Here is a 19,515-nt window from a genome sequence, read left to right as displayed (position 1 = left end):
TGGGGGCGCCCTGGCGGCGCCCCTGCTTGCTTGCCTTCAGATCAGGATGATCAACCTTGAACGCGGTTTCGTCTTTTTCCACCCCTCGATACGGAAACGGCATCCTTCGCACTGCAAGGGATGCGGAATATGACGTCTTCTCTCGTGTCACCCGGATGCTGCGCCATGCAGCAGGGGGAAGTCACGCTGACCTGATCCAGGCCGTCCACAAGAACAATGAACTCTGGACCATTCTGACCTCGGACCTGGCCAGCGACGGGAACCGCCTGCCTGACCAGCTTCGTGCCGGGCTGCTGTCGCTTGCCGGATTTGCGTTGCGTCACGGCCACCGCGCCTTGTCGGATGGCGCGGAACTTGCCCCGCTGATCGACATCAACCTGGCCGTCATGCGCGGCTTGCGCCAAGAGGCTGCGACATGAGCGGCCTTGTGTTGAAGCTGGCCCCGAACGAGCGGGTGCTTATCAATGGTGCAGTCGTCGAAAACGGCGATCGTCGGACCAAGATTGCCATTCGCACGCCCAATGCAAATGTCCTTCGGCTCAAGGATGCGATCCATCCGGACCGGGCAAATACCCCTGTCGGCAGGGCCTGCTATATTGCCCAGTTGATCCTGTCCGGCGATGCCGATCTGGCCGAGGGCAAACGCCAGTTGCTGCTGTCGATGGCCCAGCTTTCAATGGTTTTCGCGGATGGCCCCAGCCATGCCATCCTGCAGGAAGCCCGCAGCTATGCCGAGGACGCCGCAATCTATCCGGCGTTGCGCAGGCTGCGCGATCTGCTGCCGCAGGAAGATCTGCTGATCCAGGCGCGCCGCTCATGAGAACATCATGAGCGCAGCGATCGCGGTGGGATTGGGGGGGCTGGCCGGTTGGCGCGTCCTGCAGCGCATGGAGGCGCGGCATGTCGAAACCACGGCCAAGGATCCCCTTGTCCAGCGAGCCACCGGCTATTTCCGCGAAAACCTGACTGCCGCGACCTCGGCCGAGGATCTTGTGGGCGACTACAAGATGCTGCAGGTCGCCCTGGGTGCTTTCGGATTGGACAAGGACGCCGCGAACAAGGCCTTCATTCGGAAGGTCCTGGAATCCGATCTGGGCGATACAGCGTCCTTGGCCAATCGGCTGGGGGACAAGCGATACCTCAAGCTTGCCAAGGCCTTCCAAGGCCGCAGCAACGCGGGAGCAGCAAGCCAAGCCATAGCCGAGGCCTATGTCCAGCGGCAGTTCGAAAAGCGGGTAGGCGAGGGTAATGAAACATATCGCCTGGCGCTGAACGCCCGCAATGAGGTGAAGGCCTTTGCTGTTCGCGCGTCCAGCGACCGGACAATGTGGTTCGAGGTTCTGGGCAACGAACCTTTGCGGACGGTGTTCGCCGGGGCCTTCGGCCTGAACAAGGCGGTCGCCAACCTTCCCGTTGATCGGCAACTGGAACTGTTCATGTCGGCATCAGAGCGGGTGCTGGGAAGCAGCAGCTTTTCCAAGATCGCCGACGAGGCCTCGATTGACAAGCTGGTGACGCGCTATCTGGCCCTGTCCCAAGTACAGGCCAATACCTCCAGCAACCGCTATACCGCTGCCATGACATTGTTGTCCCGTTAAAGATGATGGAACGACAGTGGCAGGAACGAAATGTCTGCCAGCAGGACTTCGCTTCCCTTGTCAGGCATCGGCACTGCAAGGGCGAATTGTAGATGGCCCAAACCGCGGGTGGCGGCTGGGCGGCGGCCGCCGGTGATTTGGCCAAGTGGTCCCGCGCGAGGAAACGTCCGAGTCTGGCCTGGTCAACTCGGACCCCGCGATGATGATCCTGGGCCGAATATGGCAGAGGCGACCTGAACAAGCAGTCCGCCCTCTGGCCCGTCAGGCTTGGAGGCTGCGGACTCCCACTTCCCCTTCCTCGCGCGACTTGATCGCGGCAACGGCGGCGATGCTGCCGGCTGCGGTCGTGAAGTAAGGGATCTTGTCGTACAAGGCTACGGCACGGATTTCCCGCGAGTCGGCGATCGCCTGGGCGCCTTCGGTCGTGTTGAGGACCATCGCGATATCGCCATTCTTCAGACGGTCGACGATGTTCGGACGGCCTTCATATACCTTGTTCACGCGCACAGCCGCGACACCGGCGTCGGCCAGGAAATCGGCGGTGCCGCTGGTCGCGACCAGGGTGAAGCCCATGGCGACAAGATCGCGGGCGGCATCGGCCAGGGCGGCGGTCTTGTCGGTATCCTTGACCGAGATGAAGACCCGGCCTTCGGAAGGCAGTTGCGTGCCCGCCCCCATCTGCGCCTTGAGGAAGGCGCGGGCGAAGTTGCGGTCCCAGCCCATGACCTCGCCCGTCGAACGCATCTCCGGGCCCAGCAGCGTATCGACGCCGGGGAAGCGCGCGAAGGGCAGCACCGCCTCCTTGACCGAGAACCAGGGTGTGATCGGATCCGCCAGGGTCAGCGGATCGGCGAATGGCAGGTCGGTTTCGGGGCCGACGCCCGCGGGATAAGGATCGCGCAGCGGGAAGTTCGACAAGGGTTCCCCCGCCATCAGCCGTGCTGCGATGCTGGCGATGGCGCTGTCGGTGGCCTTGGCGACGAAGGGCACGGTGCGCGACGCGCGTGGGTTCACCTCGAGCACATAGATCGCGCCGTCCTTCAGCGCGAACTGCACGTTCATCAGGCCCTTGACCCTCAGCGCCCGGGCCATTGCGACCGTCTGGCGTTTCAGATCCTCGATGGTGGCGGCATCCAGCGTGTGCGGAGGCAGTGAGCAGGCCGAATCGCCCGAATGGACGCCAGCCTCCTCGATATGTTCCATGATGCCGGCGACATGGACATTCTCGCCATCCGACAGCGCGTCCACATCGACTTCGATCGCGCCGGACAGATAGCTGTCCAGCAGGACGGGATTCTTGCCGGAAACGCTGACCGCGTCCGTGATGTAGCGGCGCAGGTGGTCCATGTCGCGCACGATCTCCATCGCGCGCCCGCCCAGCACGTAGGAGGGGCGAATGACCAGCGGAAAGCCGATGCGCTCGGCGATCTGGATGGCCTGTTCGTCGCTGCTGGCGATGCCATTGATCGGCTGCTTCAATTCAAGGTCGTTCAGCAGTTTCTGGAACCGCTCGCGATCCTCGGCCAGGTCGATGGCGTCGGGGGTCGTGCCCAGGATCGGGATACCTTCGGCTTCCAATGCATTGGCCAGCTTCAAGGGCGTCTGGCCGCCGAACTGCACGATCACGCCATGCAGGGTGCCGTTCTCCTGCTCGACGCGCAGGATCTCCAGAACATGCTCCAGGGTCAGCGGCTCGAAGTAGAGACGGTCCGAAGTGTCATAGTCGGTCGAGACCGTCTCCGGGTTGCAGTTGACCATGATGGTTTCATAGCCCGCCTCGGTCAGGGCAAAGCAGGCATGGCAGCAGCAATAGTCGAACTCGATCCCCTGGCCGATGCGGTTCGGCCCGCCGCCCAGGATGACGACCTTCCTGGCCGCCGTTGGGCGCGATTCGCATTCCACGTCGCCCATCGCCGGGGCTTCATAGGTGGAATACATATAGGGGGTCTGGGCCTCGAACTCTGCGGCGCAGGTGTCGATGCGCTTGAAGACCGGCAAGATGCCGGCATTGCGGCGGGCGCGGCGGATTTCGGCCTCGTCGCGCTCGGTCAGATGGGCCAGCCGGGCGTCGGTGAAGCCCATCATTTTTAGACGCCGAAGCCCCTCGGGATCGGTGGGCAGGCCTTGGTGACGGACCTCATGCTCGGCATCGACGATCTCGCGGATCCGCGCAAGGAACCAGGGGTCGAAGCTGGTGACGCGTTGGATTTCGTCATTGCTCATGCCAAAGCGCATGGCCTCGGCGATGATGCGGATGCGGTCCGGGGTGGCGCGGGACAGCGCGGCGATCACGGCGGGCTTGCCTTGTTCGGCCGCCCCCTCGATGGCGATCTCGTCCAGCCCCGTCAGGCCGTTCTCCATCGAGGTCAGCGCCTTTTGCAGCGATTCGTGGAAGCTGCGGCCGATCGCCATCACCTCGCCCACCGATTTCATGGCCGTGGTCAGTTCGGGCTTGGAGCCGGGGAACTTCTCGAAGGCAAAGCGCGGGATCTTGGTGACGACATAGTCGATGGACGGCTCGAACGAGGCGGGCGTGACCTTCGTGATGTCGTTGTCCAGTTCGTCCAGCGTATAGCCGACGGCCAGCTTGGCGGCGATCTTGGCGATGGGGAAGCCGGTGGCCTTGGATGCAAGGGCCGAGGACCGCGACACGCGCGGGTTCATCTCGATCACGACCATGCGGCCATCGGCCGGGTTGATCGCCCATTGCACGTTCGATCCGCCGGTTTCCACGCCGATCTCGCGCAGCACGGCGATGCTTCCGTTGCGCATGATCTGGTATTCGCGGTCGGTCAGGGTCAGCGCCGGGGCCACGGTGATGGAATCGCCCGTATGGACGCCCATCGGATCCACGTTCTCGATGGAGCAGACGATGATGGCATTGTCGTTGCGATCCCGCACGACCTCCATCTCGTATTCCTTCCAGCCCAGCAGGCTTTCATCGACCAGAACCTGTGCCACAGGGCTGGCATCCAGGCCCGAACGCACGATCCGTTCGTAATCGTCGCGGTTATAGGCGACGCCGCCGCCGGTCCCGCCCAGGGTAAAGGCGGGACGGATGATCGCGGGCAGGCCAATCTCCTCCAATGCGTCCATCGCCTGCTGGACGCCCGCGTTGACGTCGTATTTCCCGCTGGGCAGCTTCGGCGCGGCGACGATGGTGGCCTTGGGGTTTTCCAGCCCGATCCGGTCCATCGCCTCGCGGAACAGCTTGCGATCCTCGGCCATCTCGATGGCGGCACGCTGCGCGCCGATCAGTTCGACGCCATAGCGGTTCAGCACGCCCATGTCGGCCAGGGCAAGGGCCGTGTTCAACCCGGTCTGCCCGCCCATCGTGGGCAGCAGCGCGTCGGGGCGTTCCTTGGCGATGATCTTTTCAACGATTTCAGGGGTGATCGGCTCGATATAGGTCGCGTCGGCCATTTCCGGGTCGGTCATGATGGTCGCGGGGTTCGAGTTCACCAGGATCACCCGGTAACCTTCCTCGCGCAGGGCCTTGCAGGCCTGGGCGCCGGAATAATCGAATTCGCAGGCCTGGCCGATCACGATGGGGCCTGCGCCGATGATCAGGATCGACTTGATATCGGTTCTTTTCGGCATGATGGTCCCTCGGGGCTGGCGGCTTGCAAATCGTCCGGGGTTATAGCCATGCGCGGTGGGACCGCAAGGCAAGACAACGGGCTTTTGCCCGTTTGTTGCAGAAACCAGAACAGGCCGCAGCCAATCGACAGCAGGATGGCAAATCGCTGACGGGTGGACAACCCGCCCCGACGCGCATTCCGCTGCCGGAAGGCCGGCCGTGGTTTCTGCAAGGGATGTGGAGGGCAGGGGCGTCAGCGGATCGACCACAGCACCCGGATCCCCGGTGCCTAGCCGCGCAGGGCAGCGCCCAGTTCGCGGTCCAGCACCTGCAGGAACCGCGACCGGTCAGCCTTCGAGAAGCCCGCGCCCCCGCCCTGCATGAAGGGGTTCGAGGCCCGCAGATCCGCCATCAGGTCGCGCGTGGCCAGCCGGGGGCCGATATTGGCGACGCTCAGCACCTCGCCGTCATGGGTGACGACCCGCGCCCCAGCCTTGAGGCAGCGGTCGGCCAGCGGCAGGTCGGCCGTCACCACCACATCGCCCGGCCCGCATTGATCGGCGATCCACTTGTCGGCCTCGTCCGGGCCTTCGGCAACGACTTTCAGCGTGACCAGCGGATTGGCGGACGGCCGCAGCCCGCCGTTGCACACCAGCACCATCGGCACCCGCAGGCGCGTCGCCACGCGCTCGGCCTCGGCCTTGACCGGGCAGGCGTCGGCGTCGATATAAAGCGTCGTCAATCCCGCAACAGTTCGTTGATCGAGGTCTTGGACCGCGTCTGCGCATCCACCCGCTTGACGATCACCGCGCAATACAGGCTGACGCCGTTCTTGGACGGCATCGACCCCGCGACGACGACCGATCCGGCCGGAACCTCGCCATACATCACCTCGCCGGTCTCGCGGTCGACGATCTTGGTGGACTGGCCGATGAAGACGCCCATCCCCAAGACCGAACCCTCGCGGATGATGCAGCCCTCGACCACCTCTGACCGGGCGCCGATGAAGCAGTTGTCCTCGATGATGGTGGGGCCGGCCTGCAGGGGTTCCAGCACGCCGCCGATGCCCACGCCGCCCGACAGGTGGACGTTCTTTCCAATCTGCGCGCAAGAGCCGACGGTGGCCCAGGTATCGACCATCGTGCCCTCGCCCACATGGGCGCCCAGGTTCACGAAGGAGGGCATCAGCACCGCCCCCTTGCCGATAAAGGCGGACCGGCGGACAATGGCGCCCGGCACCGCGCGGAAACCGGCCGCGCGCCACTGGTTGTCGCCCCAGCCTTCGAACTTCGAGGGCACCTTGTCCCACCAGTTGGACCCCTGCGGGCCGCCCGACATCTGTTCCATGTCGTTCAGGCGGAAGGACAGCAGCACGGCCTTTTTCGCCCACTGGTTCACGTGCCAGTCGGTGCCGCGCTTTTCGGCCACGCGCAGGGCGCCGCTGTCCAATTGCGCCAAGGTTTCCTCGACCGCCTCGCGCACGAAGCCGGTCGTGGCGCTGTCGATATCGGCGCGGGCCTCCCACGCGGCCTCGATGGCGGTCTCAAGTGCTTGGGTCATGGCCTCTCCTGGATCACTGCGGCGGGTGGAAACTGTCACCCCGGGGCTATAAGCCTGGGACAAGGCCCGTGCAATCAGAGGATCCGATGAACGACGCCAGCAAGACCGCCGAAGACCGCGCCCATCCCTTTCCGCACAGTGACGAGGACGCGGCGCGCGCGACCCAGATCCCCGACACGCCCCAGACCCGATCGCCTTCCTACCAGCTGGCCTTCACCGACCGCGATTTCCTGCTGAGAGAGGAACTGCGCCCGGTCCGCCTGCAACTGGAACTGCTGAAGCCGCAGATGCTGCTGGACGAAGCGGGGGTGGAATCGACGGTGGTGATGTTCGGCGGCGCGCGCATCCCTTCGCCGGAAAACGCCGCGACCGCCCGCACCCCGGCGCTGGCCAAGCTGTCCGCCTATTACGAGGAAGCGCGCCTCTTCGCGCGAGAGATGACCCGGCGCAGCCTGGAAACCGGCGGGCGCGACTTCGTCATCACCACCGGCGGCGGCCCCGGCGTGATGGAGGCCGGCAACCTGGGCGCGCACGAGGTCGGCGGCAAGTCCATCGGCCTGGGCATCGTGCTGCCCCACGAACAGGCGCCGAACCTTTATGTGACGCCCGAGCTTTGCTTCAACTTCCACTATTTCGCGATCCGCAAGATGCATTTCCTGATGCGCGCGCGGGCCATCACCATCTTTCCCGGCGGCTTCGGTACCCTGGACGAAACCTTCGAGGCCCTGACCCTGATCCAGACCGGCCGCATGGCCCGCGTCCCCTTCCTGATGTTCGGGGCCGAGTTCTGGGACAGCATCATCAACTGGAAGGCCCTGGCCGAGTCGGGCACGATCTCGGAAGAAGACCTTGGCCTGATCCATTATGTCGAAACGGCGCAGGAGGCGGTGGAGATCATCGACGGGTGGGAAAAGCCGCGCTGATACCCAGCGTTCCGGGCGGTTTGCGCAAAGGCAGCGAAGGCGCTAGATCTTGGTGACCTTCAGGTGCCCGCAGACCGTCTCGAGGCGGCAATCCGTTCTCGAACCGAAAAACTCATCAACGGCCTTCCTGCATCCACCCCAGTCGAAGTAATCGTCGAAGATGATGATGCCGCCGGTCGAGAGGACGGGCCAGATCCTGGAAATACTGAAGCTTACGGGATCGTACCAGTCGACGTCGATATGGGCGAAGGCGACCGGGCCGTCGATCTTCATGGTGTCCTGCAACAGGCCCTTGTGGAACAGGATGCTGTCCAGCGCCTCGTCGCCCAGGATCTCGGCGACCTGCGACCTGACGAATGCCAGCAGATCCTGCCTGTAGCCGTAATATTCGTCGCCGCCGATGCCCTTGCTGTTGCCGCTTGCGATGATCGCGTAGCGTTCGTGAACATCCGGCGGATCCTCCGGACCCGGAGGCGGGATCATCTCGAACGTGTCGTATTCGTTGATGATCCTGCCTTGGGCATAGGCCGCGATGACCACGAGCGATCCGCCAAGCGCGCAACCGGCTTCGATCACCTGCCCCTAAACACCTTTCCTTCCAATCTCGTCCAGCGAAGAGATCAGGTTCCTCAGCTTGTCATCGGCCAGATAGCTCAGGCGCCTCTTCCTGACTTTCGGGACCACATCCAGTCGGTCGGTCGAGCGGAGCTTCGCGGCGGACCGGATCCGGGACGCATGAAGGCGTGCAGACCTCAGGATGTTCATGTTGCCCACGTCCCGCCGGACCCCGGTCCTTGAAATCAGACTGGACGAGGGTTGCCGACGGTCGCGAACCTGTCAACATGGCCAAACGGCCGAGGAAATGGCTTCCTGGCCAAGGGACCAGGTCATGACGATCCCAAGGCTCGGCGGCGCCGAGCTAGTGGACGGGAAATGGAAACCCGATCAGCCCGCCGCCTCTGCCGCGATCTCGGCCCGCGACTTGCGCCCCCGTTCGGTCGCCGACTTCAACTGCCCGCAGGCCGCCATGATGTCCTCGCCGCGCGGTGTCCGGATCGGGCTGGCATAGCCCGCCTTGTAGATGATGTCGGCAAAGGCGTGGATGCGGTTGTTGCTGGATCGCTTGTAGGGCGCGCCGGGCCATTCGTTGAAGGGGATCAGGTTGATCTTGGCGGGGATGCCGCGGATCAGATCCACCAGGCGATGCGCGTCCTCGTCGCTGTCGTTCACGCCGGCCAGCATCACATATTCGAAGGTGATCCGCTCGCTGTTCGACAGCCGCGGATAATCGCGCAGCGCGTCAAGCAGCGTTGCGATGTTCCAGCGCTTGTTGATCGGCACCAGAACGTTGCGGACCTCATCGGTGGTGGCGTGGAAGCTGACGGCAAGCTGGCAGCCGATCTCCTCGGCCGTCCGCGCGATTTCGGGGACCACGCCGCTGGTGGACAGGGTGATGCGGCGGCGCGAAAGCGACAGCCCCTCGTTGTCCATGCAGACGCGCATCGCGTCGCGCACGGCGTCGAAGTTGTAGAGGGGCTCGCCCATGCCCATCAGGACGATGTTGCTGACAAGGCGGGTCTCGTCCTTCGGCGCGCCGGGCTCGGGCCATTCGCCCAGGTCGTCGCGCGCCAGCATCAGCTGGCCCACGATCTCGCCCGCGGTCAGGTTGCGCACCAGCTTCTGCGTGCCGGTATGGCAGAAGGAACAGGTCAGCGTGCAGCCGACCTGGCTGGACACGCACAGCGTGCCGCGCCCTTCCTCGGGGATATAGACCGTCTCGACCTCGTGGCCCCCGGCAATGCGGACCAGGTATTTGCGGGTGCCGTCGCTGCTGATCTGGCGGGTGACGATCTCGGGCAGGGTGATCTCGAACCTGTCGGCCAGCAGCGCGCGGTAATCCTTGGCAAGGTTCGACATCTGCGCGAAATCGCGTACGCCCCAGTGATAAACCCACTGCCAGACCTGGCCCACCCGCATCTTGGCCTGCTTCTCGGGCGTGCCCGCGTCGATCAGCGCCTGGCGCAACTGGTCGCGCGTCAGCCCAACGATGTTCACCCGCCCGCTGTCGGGCAGCTTGCGGGGAAGGGTCAGGACGTCCTGCGTGATGGGCGCATTCATGGCATTACCGATCTGGGGCGAAAGACCCGCAGATAAGCGAAACGAGGCCGAAAATCAACCCGGCCCCGCTGCATCTTCTGTATTCAAATATCCCGGGGTGAGGAGCACCAGGAAAAAGGTCCAGTGGACCTTTTTTCAGGGACGAACGGGCGAAGCCCAGCGAAGGGACGGGGGCAGCGCCCCCATGCCTTACTGGCAGCGCGACCGGGCCGTATTGGTGGCCGCGGTGATGCCCGCCAGGCTGAACGTATCCTTGGTCACGGTGCCGCGCGACGACCGCCCGGTAATGACCGCATTCGATCCGCCGCGCAGGGCCGTGATCAGGCGTTCGTCATCGGATGCGCTGCCGGTCCAGGCGCTTTCGCCCTCGGTGAACAGGTTGAACTTGTTGCCGCCGATATCGACCTCGACCGTGCTGTCAGGGGCGAAGGGATAGCCGCCGCTGAAGCTGACCTCGCCGTTCTGGCCGGGGCGATAGGCCACATACAGGCGGATGTCGCCGCGCGTCACCTCGCGCGGGGCGCCATTGGCGTCGGTGTTCTGCGTGGCCTTGGGCGGCGACACGGCCCAGCACTCCTTGGGATTTTCGGCGGCAAAGACGGTCCAGTCGCCTTCGGTCGCGACGACGTTCGTGGATTCCTGCGCCACTGCTGTCCCCAGTCCGGCCATCAGGACAAGGGCGGCGGTCATGCCGCGCAGCGTGGTGTTGGTCATGCTCTGGCCTCCTGCCATGGGTTTCGCCTCATCTGCGGGCGTTGTTCCCGATTGCTGTGGTCTTTTCAACCTTCTGCGGTCAGGATAGCCAAAATCATTGCGCGAGAAAGAGCGCAAGGCAGGAAATCGCGCAATTGTCAGGGGAAGGACAGGCGATGCGTTCAGCCGAGTTGATCGAACTGTGGCGCGGCGGTCAGCGCGAAAGCCTGCACCGCGGCGATGCGGTGATCTGCGACACCAAGGGCGTGGTCGAAGCCTGGGGCAGGCCCGACCGGATCGTCTTTCCGCGATCGTCCTGCAAGATGATCCAGGCGCTGCCCTTGATCGAAAGCGGCGCGGCCGACGCGGCGGGCCTGACCGACCGCCAGCTTGCCCTTGCCTGCGCCAGCCACAGCGGCGCGCGGATCCATGTCGATGCGGTGGACCAGTGGCTGCGCGGGCTGGATCTGGGCGAGCCTGACCTGCGCTGCGGATGCCACATGCCCCGCGACACGGATGAAAACCGCCGCCTGACCTGCGGCGACGAAAGCCCCTGCCAGTTGCACAACAACTGCTCGGGCAAGCACGCTGGCTTCCTGACGCTGAACCGGCATCTGCAGGGCGGGCCGGAATACGTGGAGCCGGACCATCCGGTCCAGACCGCCGTGAAGGCCGCCTTCGAGGAAGTCACGGGTGAAGTCAGCCCCGGCTACGGCATCGACGGCTGCTCGGCCCCGAACTGGTCCTGTTCGCTGGCGGGGCTTGGCCGGGCGATGGCGGCCTTTGCCGATCCGGGCCAGGATCGGCGCGGCCAGGCGATGCGGCGGCTGGTGGATGCCATGCGCACCCAACCCGAGATGGTCGCGGGCGAAGGGCGGGCCTGCACGATCCTGATGCGCGCCATGGGCGGCCGCGTCGCCGCCAAGACCGGGGCCGAGGCGGTCTTTGTCGCCATCCTTCCCGACCAGGGCCTGGGCGTCGCGCTGAAGATCCGTGACGGCGGCACCCGCGCCGCCGAGGCCGCGATCACCGCGCTGCTGGTCCATCTGGGCGTGCTGGCCGACAACGACCCCGCGGTCGGCCGCTTCCTGACGGACCCGATCCGAAACTGGCGCGGCATCGTTACCGGAGAGATGCGGACCTCGCCCGGCTTTCCCGCCTAGATCATCTGCCAGATCAGCCGCAGCGCAAGCGCGGTCGAGGTGACGACCAGCAGCGGCTTGATCAGCCGCGCCCCGATCCGCGAGGCCAGCCGCGACCCCAGCGTCGCCCCGGCGATCTGCGCGGCGCCCATCACGATCCCCACCACCCAAAGGGGCTGGCCCACAAGCGCGAAGGCCAGCAGTCCGCCCAGGTTCGAGGCGAAGTTCAGAAGCTTCGTATGGGCGGTGGCCTTCAGCACGCCGTAGCCCGCCAGGGTCACGAAGGCGATCATGTAGAACGATCCCGCACCCGGCCCCAGGACGCCGTCATAGAAGCCGACCAGCGGAACGGCTGTCGCCGCGAAAACCGCGGGCGCGACCCTCTGGACGCGGTCGAGGTCGTTCAGGCCCGGCTTCAGCGCGAAGAAGGCGGCGATGCCGATCAGGATCACCGGCAGGACCAGCCGCAACTGGTCGGTCGGCAAAAAGCTGACAAGGCCTGCCCCTGCTGCCCCGGCAGCCCCCGCGATCAATGCAGATTTCCACTGGCTGCGCAGATCCACCAGCCCGCGCGAGGCATAGCTGATCGCCGCCGTGGCGGCCCCGAAGACCCCCTGGACCTTGTTCGTGGCCAGGGCCTGTGCAGGCGGAATGCCGGCAAGCATCAGCGCGGGCAGGGTGATCAGCCCGCCGCCGCCCGCGATGGAGTCGATGAAGCCCGCCGCAAAGCCCGCGGCGGCCAGAAGAACAACAAGCTCAAGGGAAAGGTCCAGCATGATCCGCGCCATGCGCCTTTGGCAGGCGTTTGTAAAGCTGGGGGTTTCACACCCCCGGACCCCTGTGGGATACTTGCGCACAGAAGATGGAGGCGGCCGATGTTAAACACCCTGACGCATCGCGTGGTGCAGGCGCCCATGGCGGGAACCTCGACGCCGGAGATGGCGGTGGCGGTCTGCGAAGCGGGCGGGCTTGGCTTTCTGGCTTTGGGTGCCCTGGATGCTGTGGGCGCGGCCAAGGCAATCCGCGCCGTTCGGCAGGGCACGGAAAGGGACTTTGGCGTCAACCTGTTCTGCCATGCCCCTGCCCGCCGCGATGCTGCGCGCGAAGCGACCTGGATCCAGACCCTTGAACCGGAATTCGCCCGGTTCGGCGCCAGCCCGCCGCGTGAACTGGCCGAGATTTACCCCAGCTTCCGTGGTAATGACGCGATGCTGTCGGTCCTGCTGGCCGAACGGCCTGCCATCGTTGGCTGTCACTTCGGGCTGCCCGGCCCCGACCAAATCGCGGCGCTAAAGGCTGCGGGCTGCGCGCTTTGGGCGACGGCAACCTCGCTGGCCGAGGGGAAGGCGATCGTCGATGCGGGCTTCGACGTGATCGTGGCGCAGGGCTTCGAGGCAGGCGGGCATCGGGGCATCTTCGAACCGAATGGCCCGGACGAACGGCAGGATCATCTGGCCCTGGCGCGGGCGCTGCTGCCGCTGGGACTTCCGGTCGTGGCGGCGGGGGGGATCATGGACCGCGGCGCGGCGCGGGCGGCGATGGATGCGGGCGCGGCGGCCGTGCAATGCGGCACCGCCTTCCTGCGCGCGCCCGAGGCCGCGACGCCCCCGGCGCATCGCGCCGCGCTGTCGGGCGGCCGGACCGTGATGACGCGCGCGATTTCGGGACGTCCTGCACGGTGCCTGGTCAACGATTTTACGGCCATCGCGGATGCGGCGGCCGCAGATTATCCGGTCGCCTATGACATCGGCAAGGCGCTGCACGCTGCCGCATCGGCACAAGGGCATCACGGATACGGCGCCTTCTGGGCCGGGACGGGTGCCGCAGCCAGCGTCGCGCGGCCTGCGGCGGACACGGTTCTGGCGATCAGCCCGTGACGAATTCGGCGGCGGAATAGCCCTGAAGATACAGAAGCGCGGTCAGGTCGCCGTGGTTGATGCGGATGGGCGCCTGCGCGGCGACGGCGGGCTTGGCGTGCAGCGCGACGCCGGTTCCGGCCATCTGGATCATCCCCAGGTCGTTGGCCCCGTCGCCTACGGCAATGACATCCGACGGCGTCAGGCCGCGTGCCTTGGCGATCTGGATCAGCGCCTCGACCTTGGCCTCGCGACCCAGGATCGGCAGCGCCACCTGCCCGGTCAGCAGGCCCCCTTCGGCCAGCAGGGTATTGGCGCGGTGTTCGTCGAAGCCCAGGCGGGCGGCCACGGCTTCAGTGAAGGCGGTGAAGCCGCCCGACACAAGCGCGGCATAGCCGCCATTCGCCCGCATCGTCGCCACCAGTTCAGCGCCGCCCGATGCCATGGTGATGCGCGACGCCAGCACATCCGCGATCACGCTGTCCTTCAGCCCGGCCAGCAGCGAGACGCGTTCCGTCAGGGCGCCGTTGAAGTCCAGTTCGCCGTTCATGGCGCGGGCGGTGATATCGGCCACGCGGGGACCGACGCCCGCCATGTCGGCCAGTTCATCGATGCATTCCTGGCCGATCATGGTCGAATCCATGTCCGCCAGCAGAATCCGCTTGCGGCGGTCCTGCGCGGGCTGGACCGCCAGATCCAGCGTCTGCTGCTGAAGCGCAGCCCAGGCGGCTTCGGTATCGGCTGGACGGGCTTCGACGTCGAATTCGACCGCGACGCCGGGGTTCAGCCACCGCAGCGGCCCGCCACCCCAGCGATCGGCCAGGGCTTGCGCCACATCCCGGGCCAGGTTGGCGCGCAGGGGCGATGCGATCAGCGAAACGGTGAACATGGGCCGGGCCTCCTTTTCGGCGGGGTCTAGGCCAAGGCGGCAGGCTGCGCCAGAGGCGGGCGGCGGATGCCCAGGAAGGGCCCGTCGCCGCCCGCGTCGATCCGGGCGATGGCGTCGGCGATGGGTTCCACGATCACCGCCATGGCGAAGGCCGTCGCGTGGATCATCCGGTCGGGCGACATCGCAAGCGCGACATGGCCCGGCCAGAACAGCAGGTCGCCGCGCCGGATGTCATCCGCCGCAGGGAAGGCATCGCGCTGCAGATCGCTGTCGCCGGGGCAGGGGATGCCGCAGGCGGTCAGCGCGGCCTGCACGAGGCCCGAACAATCGATCCCCCAGCGGCTGTTGCCACCCCACAGATAGGGCGTGCCCAGCAGGCTTTCGGCGACGGGCACCGGGTCCGTGGCGGGTCCGTCGCCCACATGCTGGGCGGGGACGAAGCCGCCGGTGGCCAGGCGGGCAAAGCGCCCCTCGACCCCCGTCACGGACAGGCGCGCGCCGATGGACAGGCTGGCCAGTTCCCGCTGCTTCATGTCCGGTGCAGGATAGACATGGGTGGCGGGGGCGGTGACGCGGTGGGTGATCGGCGGCAGGCCCTGGCCCAGAGACGCTGCGGGCAGCCAGCCGCAATAGCCGTCAAGGGCTGCCTGCACGAAGCACCAGTCGCCCCGGGTCTCGATCACAGTCACGTCGGCGCCGAAATTGACCTGCCGGTCGCGGCGGCCCTCGGGGGCGGTCATCAGGTCGGCCAGCGGCACGGTCAGCCGCGCGGCATGGCCCGGCGTGTAGGCGGGACGTTCCAGCACGCCCGCCAGGCATTCAAGCGCAACGCGGTCGGTCGCAGGGGTCAGGCGGCGGTCCAGCGTCATGCGAGGATCCGGGGCAGGGCGGCCAGGATCGCGCGCGCGCCCTGGCCCAGGCCCCCCTTGGGACGGCCTGGGGTCAGGACCGGCTGCCAGCCGTAGATGTCCATGTGGACATAACGCCCGGCGCCTTGGGCAAAGCGGCGCAGGAACAGCGCGGCGGTGATCGACCCTGCCATCCCGCCCGAGGGGGCGTTGTCCAGATCCGCGATCGGCGGCTCGATCTGCGATTCGTAGCCGTCCCAGAAGGGCATCCGCCACAGGGGATCGCGCGCGGCCATCGCGGCGCGGGACAGGGCATCCGCCGTCGCATCGTCGTCGCAATAGAAGGGCGGCAGATCGGGCCCAAGCGCCACCCGCGCAGCCCCCGTCAGCGTCGCAAGCGAGATCATCAGGTCGGGCGATTCCTCGGCCCCCAGGGTCAGGGCATCGGCCAGGATCAGGCGGCCTTCGGCATCGGTGTTGTTCACCTCGACCGTCAGGCCCTTGCGGCTGGTCAGCACGTCGCCCGGTCGGAAGGCGTTGCCCGCGACGCTGTTCTCGACCACCGGCAGCAGCACGCGGATCCGCATCCGGTCCGCTGCGCCAGTCAGGGCCAGCATCTTCAGCAGGCCAAGCGCGGTCGCCGCGCCGCCCATGTCCTTCTTCATCAGCAGCATGGATGCCGAGGGCTTGATGTCCAGCCCGCCCGTGTCGAAGCAGACCCCCTTTCCGACGATGGTCAGCCGCGGCCCGGCATCGCCCAGCCGGATGTCGATCAGGCGCGGGGCCTGTTCCGCCGCCCGGCCCACGGCATGGATCATCGGCAGGTTCGCGTCCAGCAGATCCCCGCCGGTCGTGACGGCGACGCTGGCGCCCGCTTCCCCTGCCAGGGCACGGGCTGCGGCTTCCAGGGCGTCGGGGCCCATGTCATTGGCCGGGGTGTTGATCAGGTCACGGGTCAGGAACTCTCCCGCCGCCTGGGCCGCGATCCTATGCGCGTCGGCGCCCTGGGGGCAGATGAAACGCGCCCCGTCATGGGGCGTGCCCTTGTAGCGGGTGAAGCGGTACTGACCCAGCAGCAGGGCGAGCGCGGCCTCGTCCAGGTCCAGGTCGTCCGGAAGGAATGGCCGCCACAGGCCCTTGGGCAGGCCCGCCGCATGGGCCATCGCGAAGCGGTGGCGGCTGGCCTGCGCCCGGTCCCCCAAGCCCAGAAGCGCCCCGGACAGCCCGCCCGACGCATCGGGCAGCAGGCAGATTTCCCCCAGCTTGCCCGAAAAGCCGCTGGCCGCGGGCCAGGGGCCGGCTTGTTCGGCCAGCGGATCGCCTTTCCACACCGCCCAGAGCGGCAGGGCATCGGGTGAATCGGGCGCGAAATCGGGTGTCATGGCCTGTCCTTGATCTGTCGGGCCGAGATTACAGGCTGGATGCCCACCCGCAACCCCGGCCTCAGGCCAACTGGCTGCGGTCCCAGATCGCCGTCAGCGAGCGGTTGCCCACCCGCATCAGCCGCGCATGGACCGCCCCGATCGGCACGGCTTGGCCCCGTTCGGCGCAGAAGCCCAGATCCATCGCCACCCCGGCCAGCGACAGAAGCCCGATCTGCCAGGCCAGCCGCGCAAGCAGGTCGCATTGCCGCGCGGCCTCGGGCAGGTTGTTCGCGCGGATTGCGTTGTCGGCCAGGGTCAGTGCCGTGGCCAACTGTTCCAGGGCCAGGCCGATGACGTTCTGCGCCGCGGTTTCGCCCAATTCGGTGACGATGTCGCCCAGCCGGCGGGAATCCACCCGGACCGGTTCCGATACGGCCAACGCCATGATCTGTGCCATCTGCCTTACCCTTGCCTTCTTGCACGTCCAGTCCCGGCAAGATGGCCTTTTGCCGTGAAAAAAGCCTTGATGGCGCCGAAAGAAACCTCTCGAATTTATCTCAATCTCCGCCTATCAAACGCGGGATCAAAGGGGTGAGACATGCACAACATCCGTCCTCTGCCGCAATATCTTGTTGGCCGCTTTCACGGCTGGCGGGCCACGTCCTATTCGGAAAACAGCGCCTGGTATCGCCGCTTGGCGACCGACGGCCAGAGGCCGCGGGCCATGGTGATTTCCTGCTGCGACAGCCGCGTCCATGTCACCAGCATCTTCGGCGCGGATTCGGGCGAGTTCTTCATCCACCGCAACATCGCCAACCTGGTGCCGCCCTATGCGCCCGACGGGTTGCAGCACGGCACCTCGGCTGCGGTCGAATATGCGGTGACGGCGCTGAAGGTCGCCCATCTGATCGTGGTGGGCCATACCAGCTGCGGTGGCGTGGCGGGATGCCACGCGATGTGTTCGGGCCGCGCCCCCGAGCTGGAGGAGAAGACCAGCTTCGTCGGCCGCTGGATGGATGTGCTGCGCCCCGGCTATGACCGCGTGAAGGACCTGCCCGAGGACCAGCAGGTCGCGGCCCTGGAACGCGAGGCGGTGCTGGTCTCGATCGAGAACCTGATGACCTTCCCCTTCGTGAAGCAGGCGGTCGAATCCGGCCAGATGTCGATTCACGGGCTTGTCCACGACATCAGCGAAGGCACCCTGGTCCAGGCCGTCGAAGGCGGCCGCAACTGGGTGGAAGTCTGATCGCGAAGAAGGTCGCCCGGCGCCCTTCAGGCGTCGGGCTTCCAGCGGATCACGCGCCACAGATAAAGCGCGATGATCCCGATCACCACCGCCGTGGACAGCGGGTCGATCCAGTGTTCCACGTTTTCGTACTGGTCTTCCAGCAGATAGCCCGCAAGCGCCAGCCCGCCCGACCAGATGAAGCTGCCAAGCGCGGTGAACAGCAGGAACTGGCCCTGCGGCATCCGTTCGATCCCGGCGGGGATCGAGATCAGCGTGCGCACGGTGGGGACGAAGCGGCCGAAGAAGACGACCGCGCGCCCGTGGCGCTGAAACCAGCCCTCGGCCGCCTCGAATTCGGACAGCGTCAGGGTCAGCCAGCGGCCGTGGCTTGCGATCAGGCGGCGCAGCCGGTGGGCGCCAAAGGCGCGGCCCGCCAGGTACCAGAAATAGGCGCCCGCCAGCGATCCCAGGCCGCCGGCCAGGATCGCCAGCCACAAGGGCGTGCCGCCGCGCGCGGCGTTGAAGCCCGCCAGCGGCATGATCAGTTCCGACGGGATCGGCGGAAAGACGTTTTCCAGCAGCATCAGCGCGGCGATGGCCAGGGCCCCGCCGCTGTCCAGGAAACTGGTGATCCAGTCGAACACCGCGTCAGCCCTTCTTCAGGACGCGGTTGCCCAGCAGTTCGGCGATCTGCACCGCGTTCAGCGCCGCGCCCTTGCGCAGGTTGTCGCTGACGCACCACAGGTTCAGGCCGTTTTCGACCGTCACGTCCTGCCGGATGCGGCTGACGAAGGTGGCGAAATCACCCACGCATTCGACCGGCGTCGTGTAGCCGCCCGGCTCGCGCTTGTCGACGACCAGGATGCCCGGCGCCTCGCGCAGGATGTCGCGGGCCTCGTCCTCGTCCAGGAAATCCTCGAACTCGACGTTGATGGATTCAGAATGGCCGACGAAGACCGGGACGCGCACGCAGGTCGCGGTGACCTTGATGGACGGGTCGAGGATCTTCTTCGTCTCGGCCGTCATCTTCCATTCTTCCTTGGTGTCGCCGCTGTCCAGGAAGACGTCGATCTGCGGGATGACGTTGAAGGCGATCTGCTTCTGGAACTTCTTGGCCGCGACTTCCTGGCCCGGGACATACATGCCCTTGGTCTGGTCCCACAGCTCGTCCATGCCCTCCTTGCCGGCGCCGGACACGGACTGGTAGGTGGACACGACGACACGCTTGATGCGCGCGCGATCGTGCAGCGGCTTCAGCGCCACCACCATCTGCGCGGTCGAGCAGTTGGGGTTCGCGATGATCATCTTGTTCTTGTAGTCGTGGATCGCGTCGGGGTTCACCTCGGGCACGATCAGCGGGATCTGCGGGTCATAGCGATACAGCGACGAGTTGTCGATCACCACGCAGCCGGCCTGGGCGGCACGGGGGGCATGGACCTTGGTCGCGTCCGATCCGATCGCGAACAGTGCGATGTCCCAGCCGGTGAAGTCGAACTGCTCGATGTCCTTCACCTTGATGGTCTTGTCGCCAAAGCTGACTTCGGTGCCCTGCGACCGGCGCGAGGCCAGTGCGGCAATCTCGTCCACCGGGAACATGCGTTCCTCGAGGATGTTCAGCATTTCGCGGCCCACATTCCCCGTGGCGCCGGCGACGACGACTTTGTAGCCCATCTCCTTGGGACTCCTTTTCTGGCGGTCGGCTGCGTTTAGCGCATG

The 19,515-nt window shown here is 66.3% G+C and carries 20 protein-coding genes; 7 read left to right on the top strand and 13 right to left on the bottom strand.

What is annotated here, in order from left to right; all coding sequences use genetic code 11:
• Positions 1–56: 56 nt before the first annotated feature.
• From flaF to FIU66_RS13380, 3 genes are read left to right on the top strand one after another with little or no spacing between them, the layout of a single operon-like run.
• On the top strand, positions 57–419 hold the full coding sequence (flaF, locus tag FIU66_RS13390; protein ID WP_167623230.1) for a flagellar biosynthesis regulator FlaF: 363 nt from the start codon (positions 57–59) through the stop codon (positions 417–419).
• Positions 416–820 (top strand): flagellar biosynthesis repressor FlbT, encoded by a 405-nt coding sequence (locus FIU66_RS13385; protein WP_167623229.1) that lies wholly within the window; start codon positions 416–418, stop codon positions 818–820. The genes flaF and FIU66_RS13385 overlap by 4 nt, the downstream gene beginning before the upstream one ends.
• Before the next feature lie 7 nt (positions 821–827).
• Complete coding sequence (locus tag FIU66_RS13380) at positions 828–1,598, top strand: DUF1217 domain-containing protein (RefSeq protein WP_167623228.1); 771 nt, start codon at positions 828–830, stop codon at positions 1,596–1,598.
• 261 nt (positions 1,599–1,859) lie between these two features.
• On the opposite strand, the gene carB is transcribed toward FIU66_RS13380, so the two are convergent.
• The 3 genes from carB to dapD form a co-directional block, all read right to left on the bottom strand.
• Positions 1,860–5,198 (bottom strand): carbamoyl-phosphate synthase large subunit, encoded by a 3,339-nt coding sequence (gene carB, locus FIU66_RS13375; RefSeq protein WP_167623227.1) that lies wholly within the window; start codon positions 5,196–5,198, stop codon positions 1,860–1,862.
• A gap of 269 nt (positions 5,199–5,467) precedes the next feature.
• A complete protein-coding gene (locus tag FIU66_RS13370) occupies positions 5,468–5,920 on the bottom strand; it encodes a YaiI/YqxD family protein (RefSeq protein WP_167623226.1) in 453 nt (150 codons plus the stop codon).
• Positions 5,917–6,738 carry a 2,3,4,5-tetrahydropyridine-2,6-dicarboxylate N-succinyltransferase gene (gene dapD, locus FIU66_RS13365; RefSeq protein WP_167623225.1) on the bottom strand — a complete coding sequence of 274 codons (822 nt, stop codon included), beginning with the start codon at positions 6,736–6,738 and terminating at the stop codon, positions 5,917–5,919. The genes FIU66_RS13370 and dapD overlap by 4 nt, the downstream gene beginning before the upstream one ends.
• 86 nt (positions 6,739–6,824) lie before the next feature.
• On the opposite strand from dapD, the gene FIU66_RS13360 reads away from it, so the two are divergent.
• Entirely contained in the window at positions 6,825–7,661 is an 837-nt protein-coding gene (locus tag FIU66_RS13360) for an LOG family protein (RefSeq protein ID WP_167623224.1), read from the top strand.
• A gap of 42 nt (positions 7,662–7,703) precedes the next feature.
• Here the strand turns inward: FIU66_RS13360 and FIU66_RS13355 are convergent, their stop codons facing one another.
• The 3 genes from FIU66_RS13355 to FIU66_RS13345 form a co-directional block, all read right to left on the bottom strand.
• The gene (locus tag FIU66_RS13355; protein WP_167623223.1) at positions 7,704–8,237 is read right to left on the bottom strand and encodes a TylF/MycF/NovP-related O-methyltransferase; all 534 of its coding nucleotides are present in this window, start codon (positions 8,235–8,237) and stop codon (positions 7,704–7,706) included.
• Between the two features lie 369 nt (positions 8,238–8,606).
• Positions 8,607–9,779: a 23S rRNA (adenine(2503)-C(2))-methyltransferase RlmN gene (rlmN, locus tag FIU66_RS13350; protein ID WP_167623222.1), complete on the bottom strand. Its 1,173-nt coding sequence runs from the start codon at positions 9,777–9,779 to the stop codon at positions 8,607–8,609.
• 189 nt (positions 9,780–9,968) lie between these two features.
• Positions 9,969–10,493 carry an invasion associated locus B family protein gene (locus FIU66_RS13345; protein WP_167623221.1) on the bottom strand — a complete coding sequence of 175 codons (525 nt, stop codon included), beginning with the start codon at positions 10,491–10,493 and terminating at the stop codon, positions 9,969–9,971.
• A gap of 155 nt (positions 10,494–10,648) precedes the next feature.
• Here FIU66_RS13345 and FIU66_RS13340 point away from each other — a divergent pair, with 155 nt between their 5' ends.
• Positions 10,649–11,635, top strand: a complete 987-nt coding sequence (locus FIU66_RS13340) for an asparaginase (RefSeq protein ID WP_167623220.1) — start codon at positions 10,649–10,651, stop codon at positions 11,633–11,635.
• On the opposite strand, the gene FIU66_RS13335 is transcribed toward FIU66_RS13340, so the two are convergent.
• Positions 11,632–12,390 (bottom strand): TSUP family transporter, encoded by a 759-nt coding sequence (locus FIU66_RS13335; protein WP_167623219.1) that lies wholly within the window; start codon positions 12,388–12,390, stop codon positions 11,632–11,634. The two genes, FIU66_RS13340 and FIU66_RS13335, sit on opposite strands and share 4 nt — an antisense overlap.
• 99 nt (positions 12,391–12,489) lie before the next feature.
• Between FIU66_RS13335 and FIU66_RS13330 the strand changes: the two genes are divergently transcribed.
• Positions 12,490–13,491 (top strand): nitronate monooxygenase family protein, encoded by a 1,002-nt coding sequence (locus FIU66_RS13330; protein ID WP_167623218.1) that lies wholly within the window; start codon positions 12,490–12,492, stop codon positions 13,489–13,491.
• On the opposite strand, the gene serB is transcribed toward FIU66_RS13330, so the two are convergent.
• From serB to FIU66_RS13310, 4 genes are all read right to left on the bottom strand, one after another.
• Positions 13,481–14,359 (bottom strand): phosphoserine phosphatase SerB, encoded by an 879-nt coding sequence (serB, locus tag FIU66_RS13325; protein WP_167623217.1) that lies wholly within the window; start codon positions 14,357–14,359, stop codon positions 13,481–13,483. The two genes, FIU66_RS13330 and serB, sit on opposite strands and share 11 nt — an antisense overlap.
• Before the next feature lie 26 nt (positions 14,360–14,385).
• Positions 14,386–15,228, bottom strand: coding sequence for an NlpC/P60 family protein (locus tag FIU66_RS13320; RefSeq protein WP_201281066.1), 843 nt, complete (start codon positions 15,226–15,228; stop codon positions 14,386–14,388).
• Entirely contained in the window at positions 15,225–16,589 is a 1,365-nt protein-coding gene (locus FIU66_RS13315) for a M17 family metallopeptidase (RefSeq protein ID WP_167623216.1), read from the bottom strand. Before FIU66_RS13315 ends, FIU66_RS13320 begins: the two co-directional genes overlap by 4 nt.
• A 61-nt stretch (positions 16,590–16,650) precedes the next feature.
• Positions 16,651–17,028 (bottom strand): hypothetical protein, encoded by a 378-nt coding sequence (locus tag FIU66_RS13310; RefSeq protein WP_167623215.1) that lies wholly within the window; start codon positions 17,026–17,028, stop codon positions 16,651–16,653.
• Positions 17,029–17,169: 141 nt separating this feature from the next.
• Between FIU66_RS13310 and FIU66_RS13305 the strand changes: the two genes are divergently transcribed.
• The gene (locus FIU66_RS13305; RefSeq protein WP_167623214.1) at positions 17,170–17,817 is read left to right on the top strand and encodes a carbonic anhydrase; all 648 of its coding nucleotides are present in this window, start codon (positions 17,170–17,172) and stop codon (positions 17,815–17,817) included.
• 26 nt (positions 17,818–17,843) lie between these two features.
• On the opposite strand, the gene FIU66_RS13300 is transcribed toward FIU66_RS13305, so the two are convergent.
• A complete protein-coding gene (locus tag FIU66_RS13300) occupies positions 17,844–18,443 on the bottom strand; it encodes a DedA family protein (RefSeq protein WP_167623213.1) in 600 nt (199 codons plus the stop codon).
• Between the two features lie 4 nt (positions 18,444–18,447).
• The gene (locus FIU66_RS13295) at positions 18,448–19,470 is read right to left on the bottom strand and encodes an aspartate-semialdehyde dehydrogenase (protein WP_167623212.1); all 1,023 of its coding nucleotides are present in this window, start codon (positions 19,468–19,470) and stop codon (positions 18,448–18,450) included.
• Positions 19,471–19,515 lie beyond the last annotated feature (45 nt).

The organism is Paracoccus sp. AK26, from assembly GCF_011801365.1.
Lineage (GTDB): Bacteria > Pseudomonadota > Alphaproteobacteria > Rhodobacterales > Rhodobacteraceae > Paracoccus > Paracoccus aerius.
Note: the sequence above shows the minus strand (reverse complement) of the source record. Positions and strands in the feature narration are given on the sequence as shown.

Coding starts and splice junctions, on each gene's coding strand:
- FIU66_RS13320 (WP_201281066.1), bottom strand. CDS start 15,228: ATGACGCTGGACCGCCGCCTGACCCCTGCGACCGACCGCGTTGCGCTT.
- FIU66_RS13310 (WP_167623215.1), bottom strand. CDS start 17,028: ATGGCACAGATCATGGCGTTGGCCGTATCGGAACCGGTCCGGGTGGAT.
- FIU66_RS13335 (WP_167623219.1), bottom strand. CDS start 12,390: ATGCTGGACCTTTCCCTTGAGCTTGTTGTTCTTCTGGCCGCCGCGGGC.
- serB (WP_167623217.1), bottom strand. CDS start 14,359: ATGTTCACCGTTTCGCTGATCGCATCGCCCCTGCGCGCCAACCTGGCC.
- FIU66_RS13345 (WP_167623221.1), bottom strand. CDS start 10,493: ATGACCAACACCACGCTGCGCGGCATGACCGCCGCCCTTGTCCTGATG.
- FIU66_RS13295 (WP_167623212.1), bottom strand. CDS start 19,470: ATGGGCTACAAAGTCGTCGTCGCCGGCGCCACGGGGAATGTGGGCCGC.
- FIU66_RS13330 (WP_167623218.1), top strand. CDS start 12,490: ATGTTAAACACCCTGACGCATCGCGTGGTGCAGGCGCCCATGGCGGGA.
- FIU66_RS13305 (WP_167623214.1), top strand. CDS start 17,170: ATGCACAACATCCGTCCTCTGCCGCAATATCTTGTTGGCCGCTTTCAC.
- rlmN (WP_167623222.1), bottom strand. CDS start 9,779: ATGAATGCGCCCATCACGCAGGACGTCCTGACCCTTCCCCGCAAGCTG.
- FIU66_RS13380 (WP_167623228.1), top strand. CDS start 828: ATGAGCGCAGCGATCGCGGTGGGATTGGGGGGGCTGGCCGGTTGGCGC.
- dapD (WP_167623225.1), bottom strand. CDS start 6,738: ATGACCCAAGCACTTGAGACCGCCATCGAGGCCGCGTGGGAGGCCCGC.
- FIU66_RS13315 (WP_167623216.1), bottom strand. CDS start 16,589: ATGACACCCGATTTCGCGCCCGATTCACCCGATGCCCTGCCGCTCTGG.
- FIU66_RS13340 (WP_167623220.1), top strand. CDS start 10,649: ATGCGTTCAGCCGAGTTGATCGAACTGTGGCGCGGCGGTCAGCGCGAA.
- carB (WP_167623227.1), bottom strand. CDS start 5,198: ATGCCGAAAAGAACCGATATCAAGTCGATCCTGATCATCGGCGCAGGC.
- FIU66_RS13360 (WP_167623224.1), top strand. CDS start 6,825: ATGAACGACGCCAGCAAGACCGCCGAAGACCGCGCCCATCCCTTTCCG.
- FIU66_RS13385 (WP_167623229.1), top strand. CDS start 416: ATGAGCGGCCTTGTGTTGAAGCTGGCCCCGAACGAGCGGGTGCTTATC.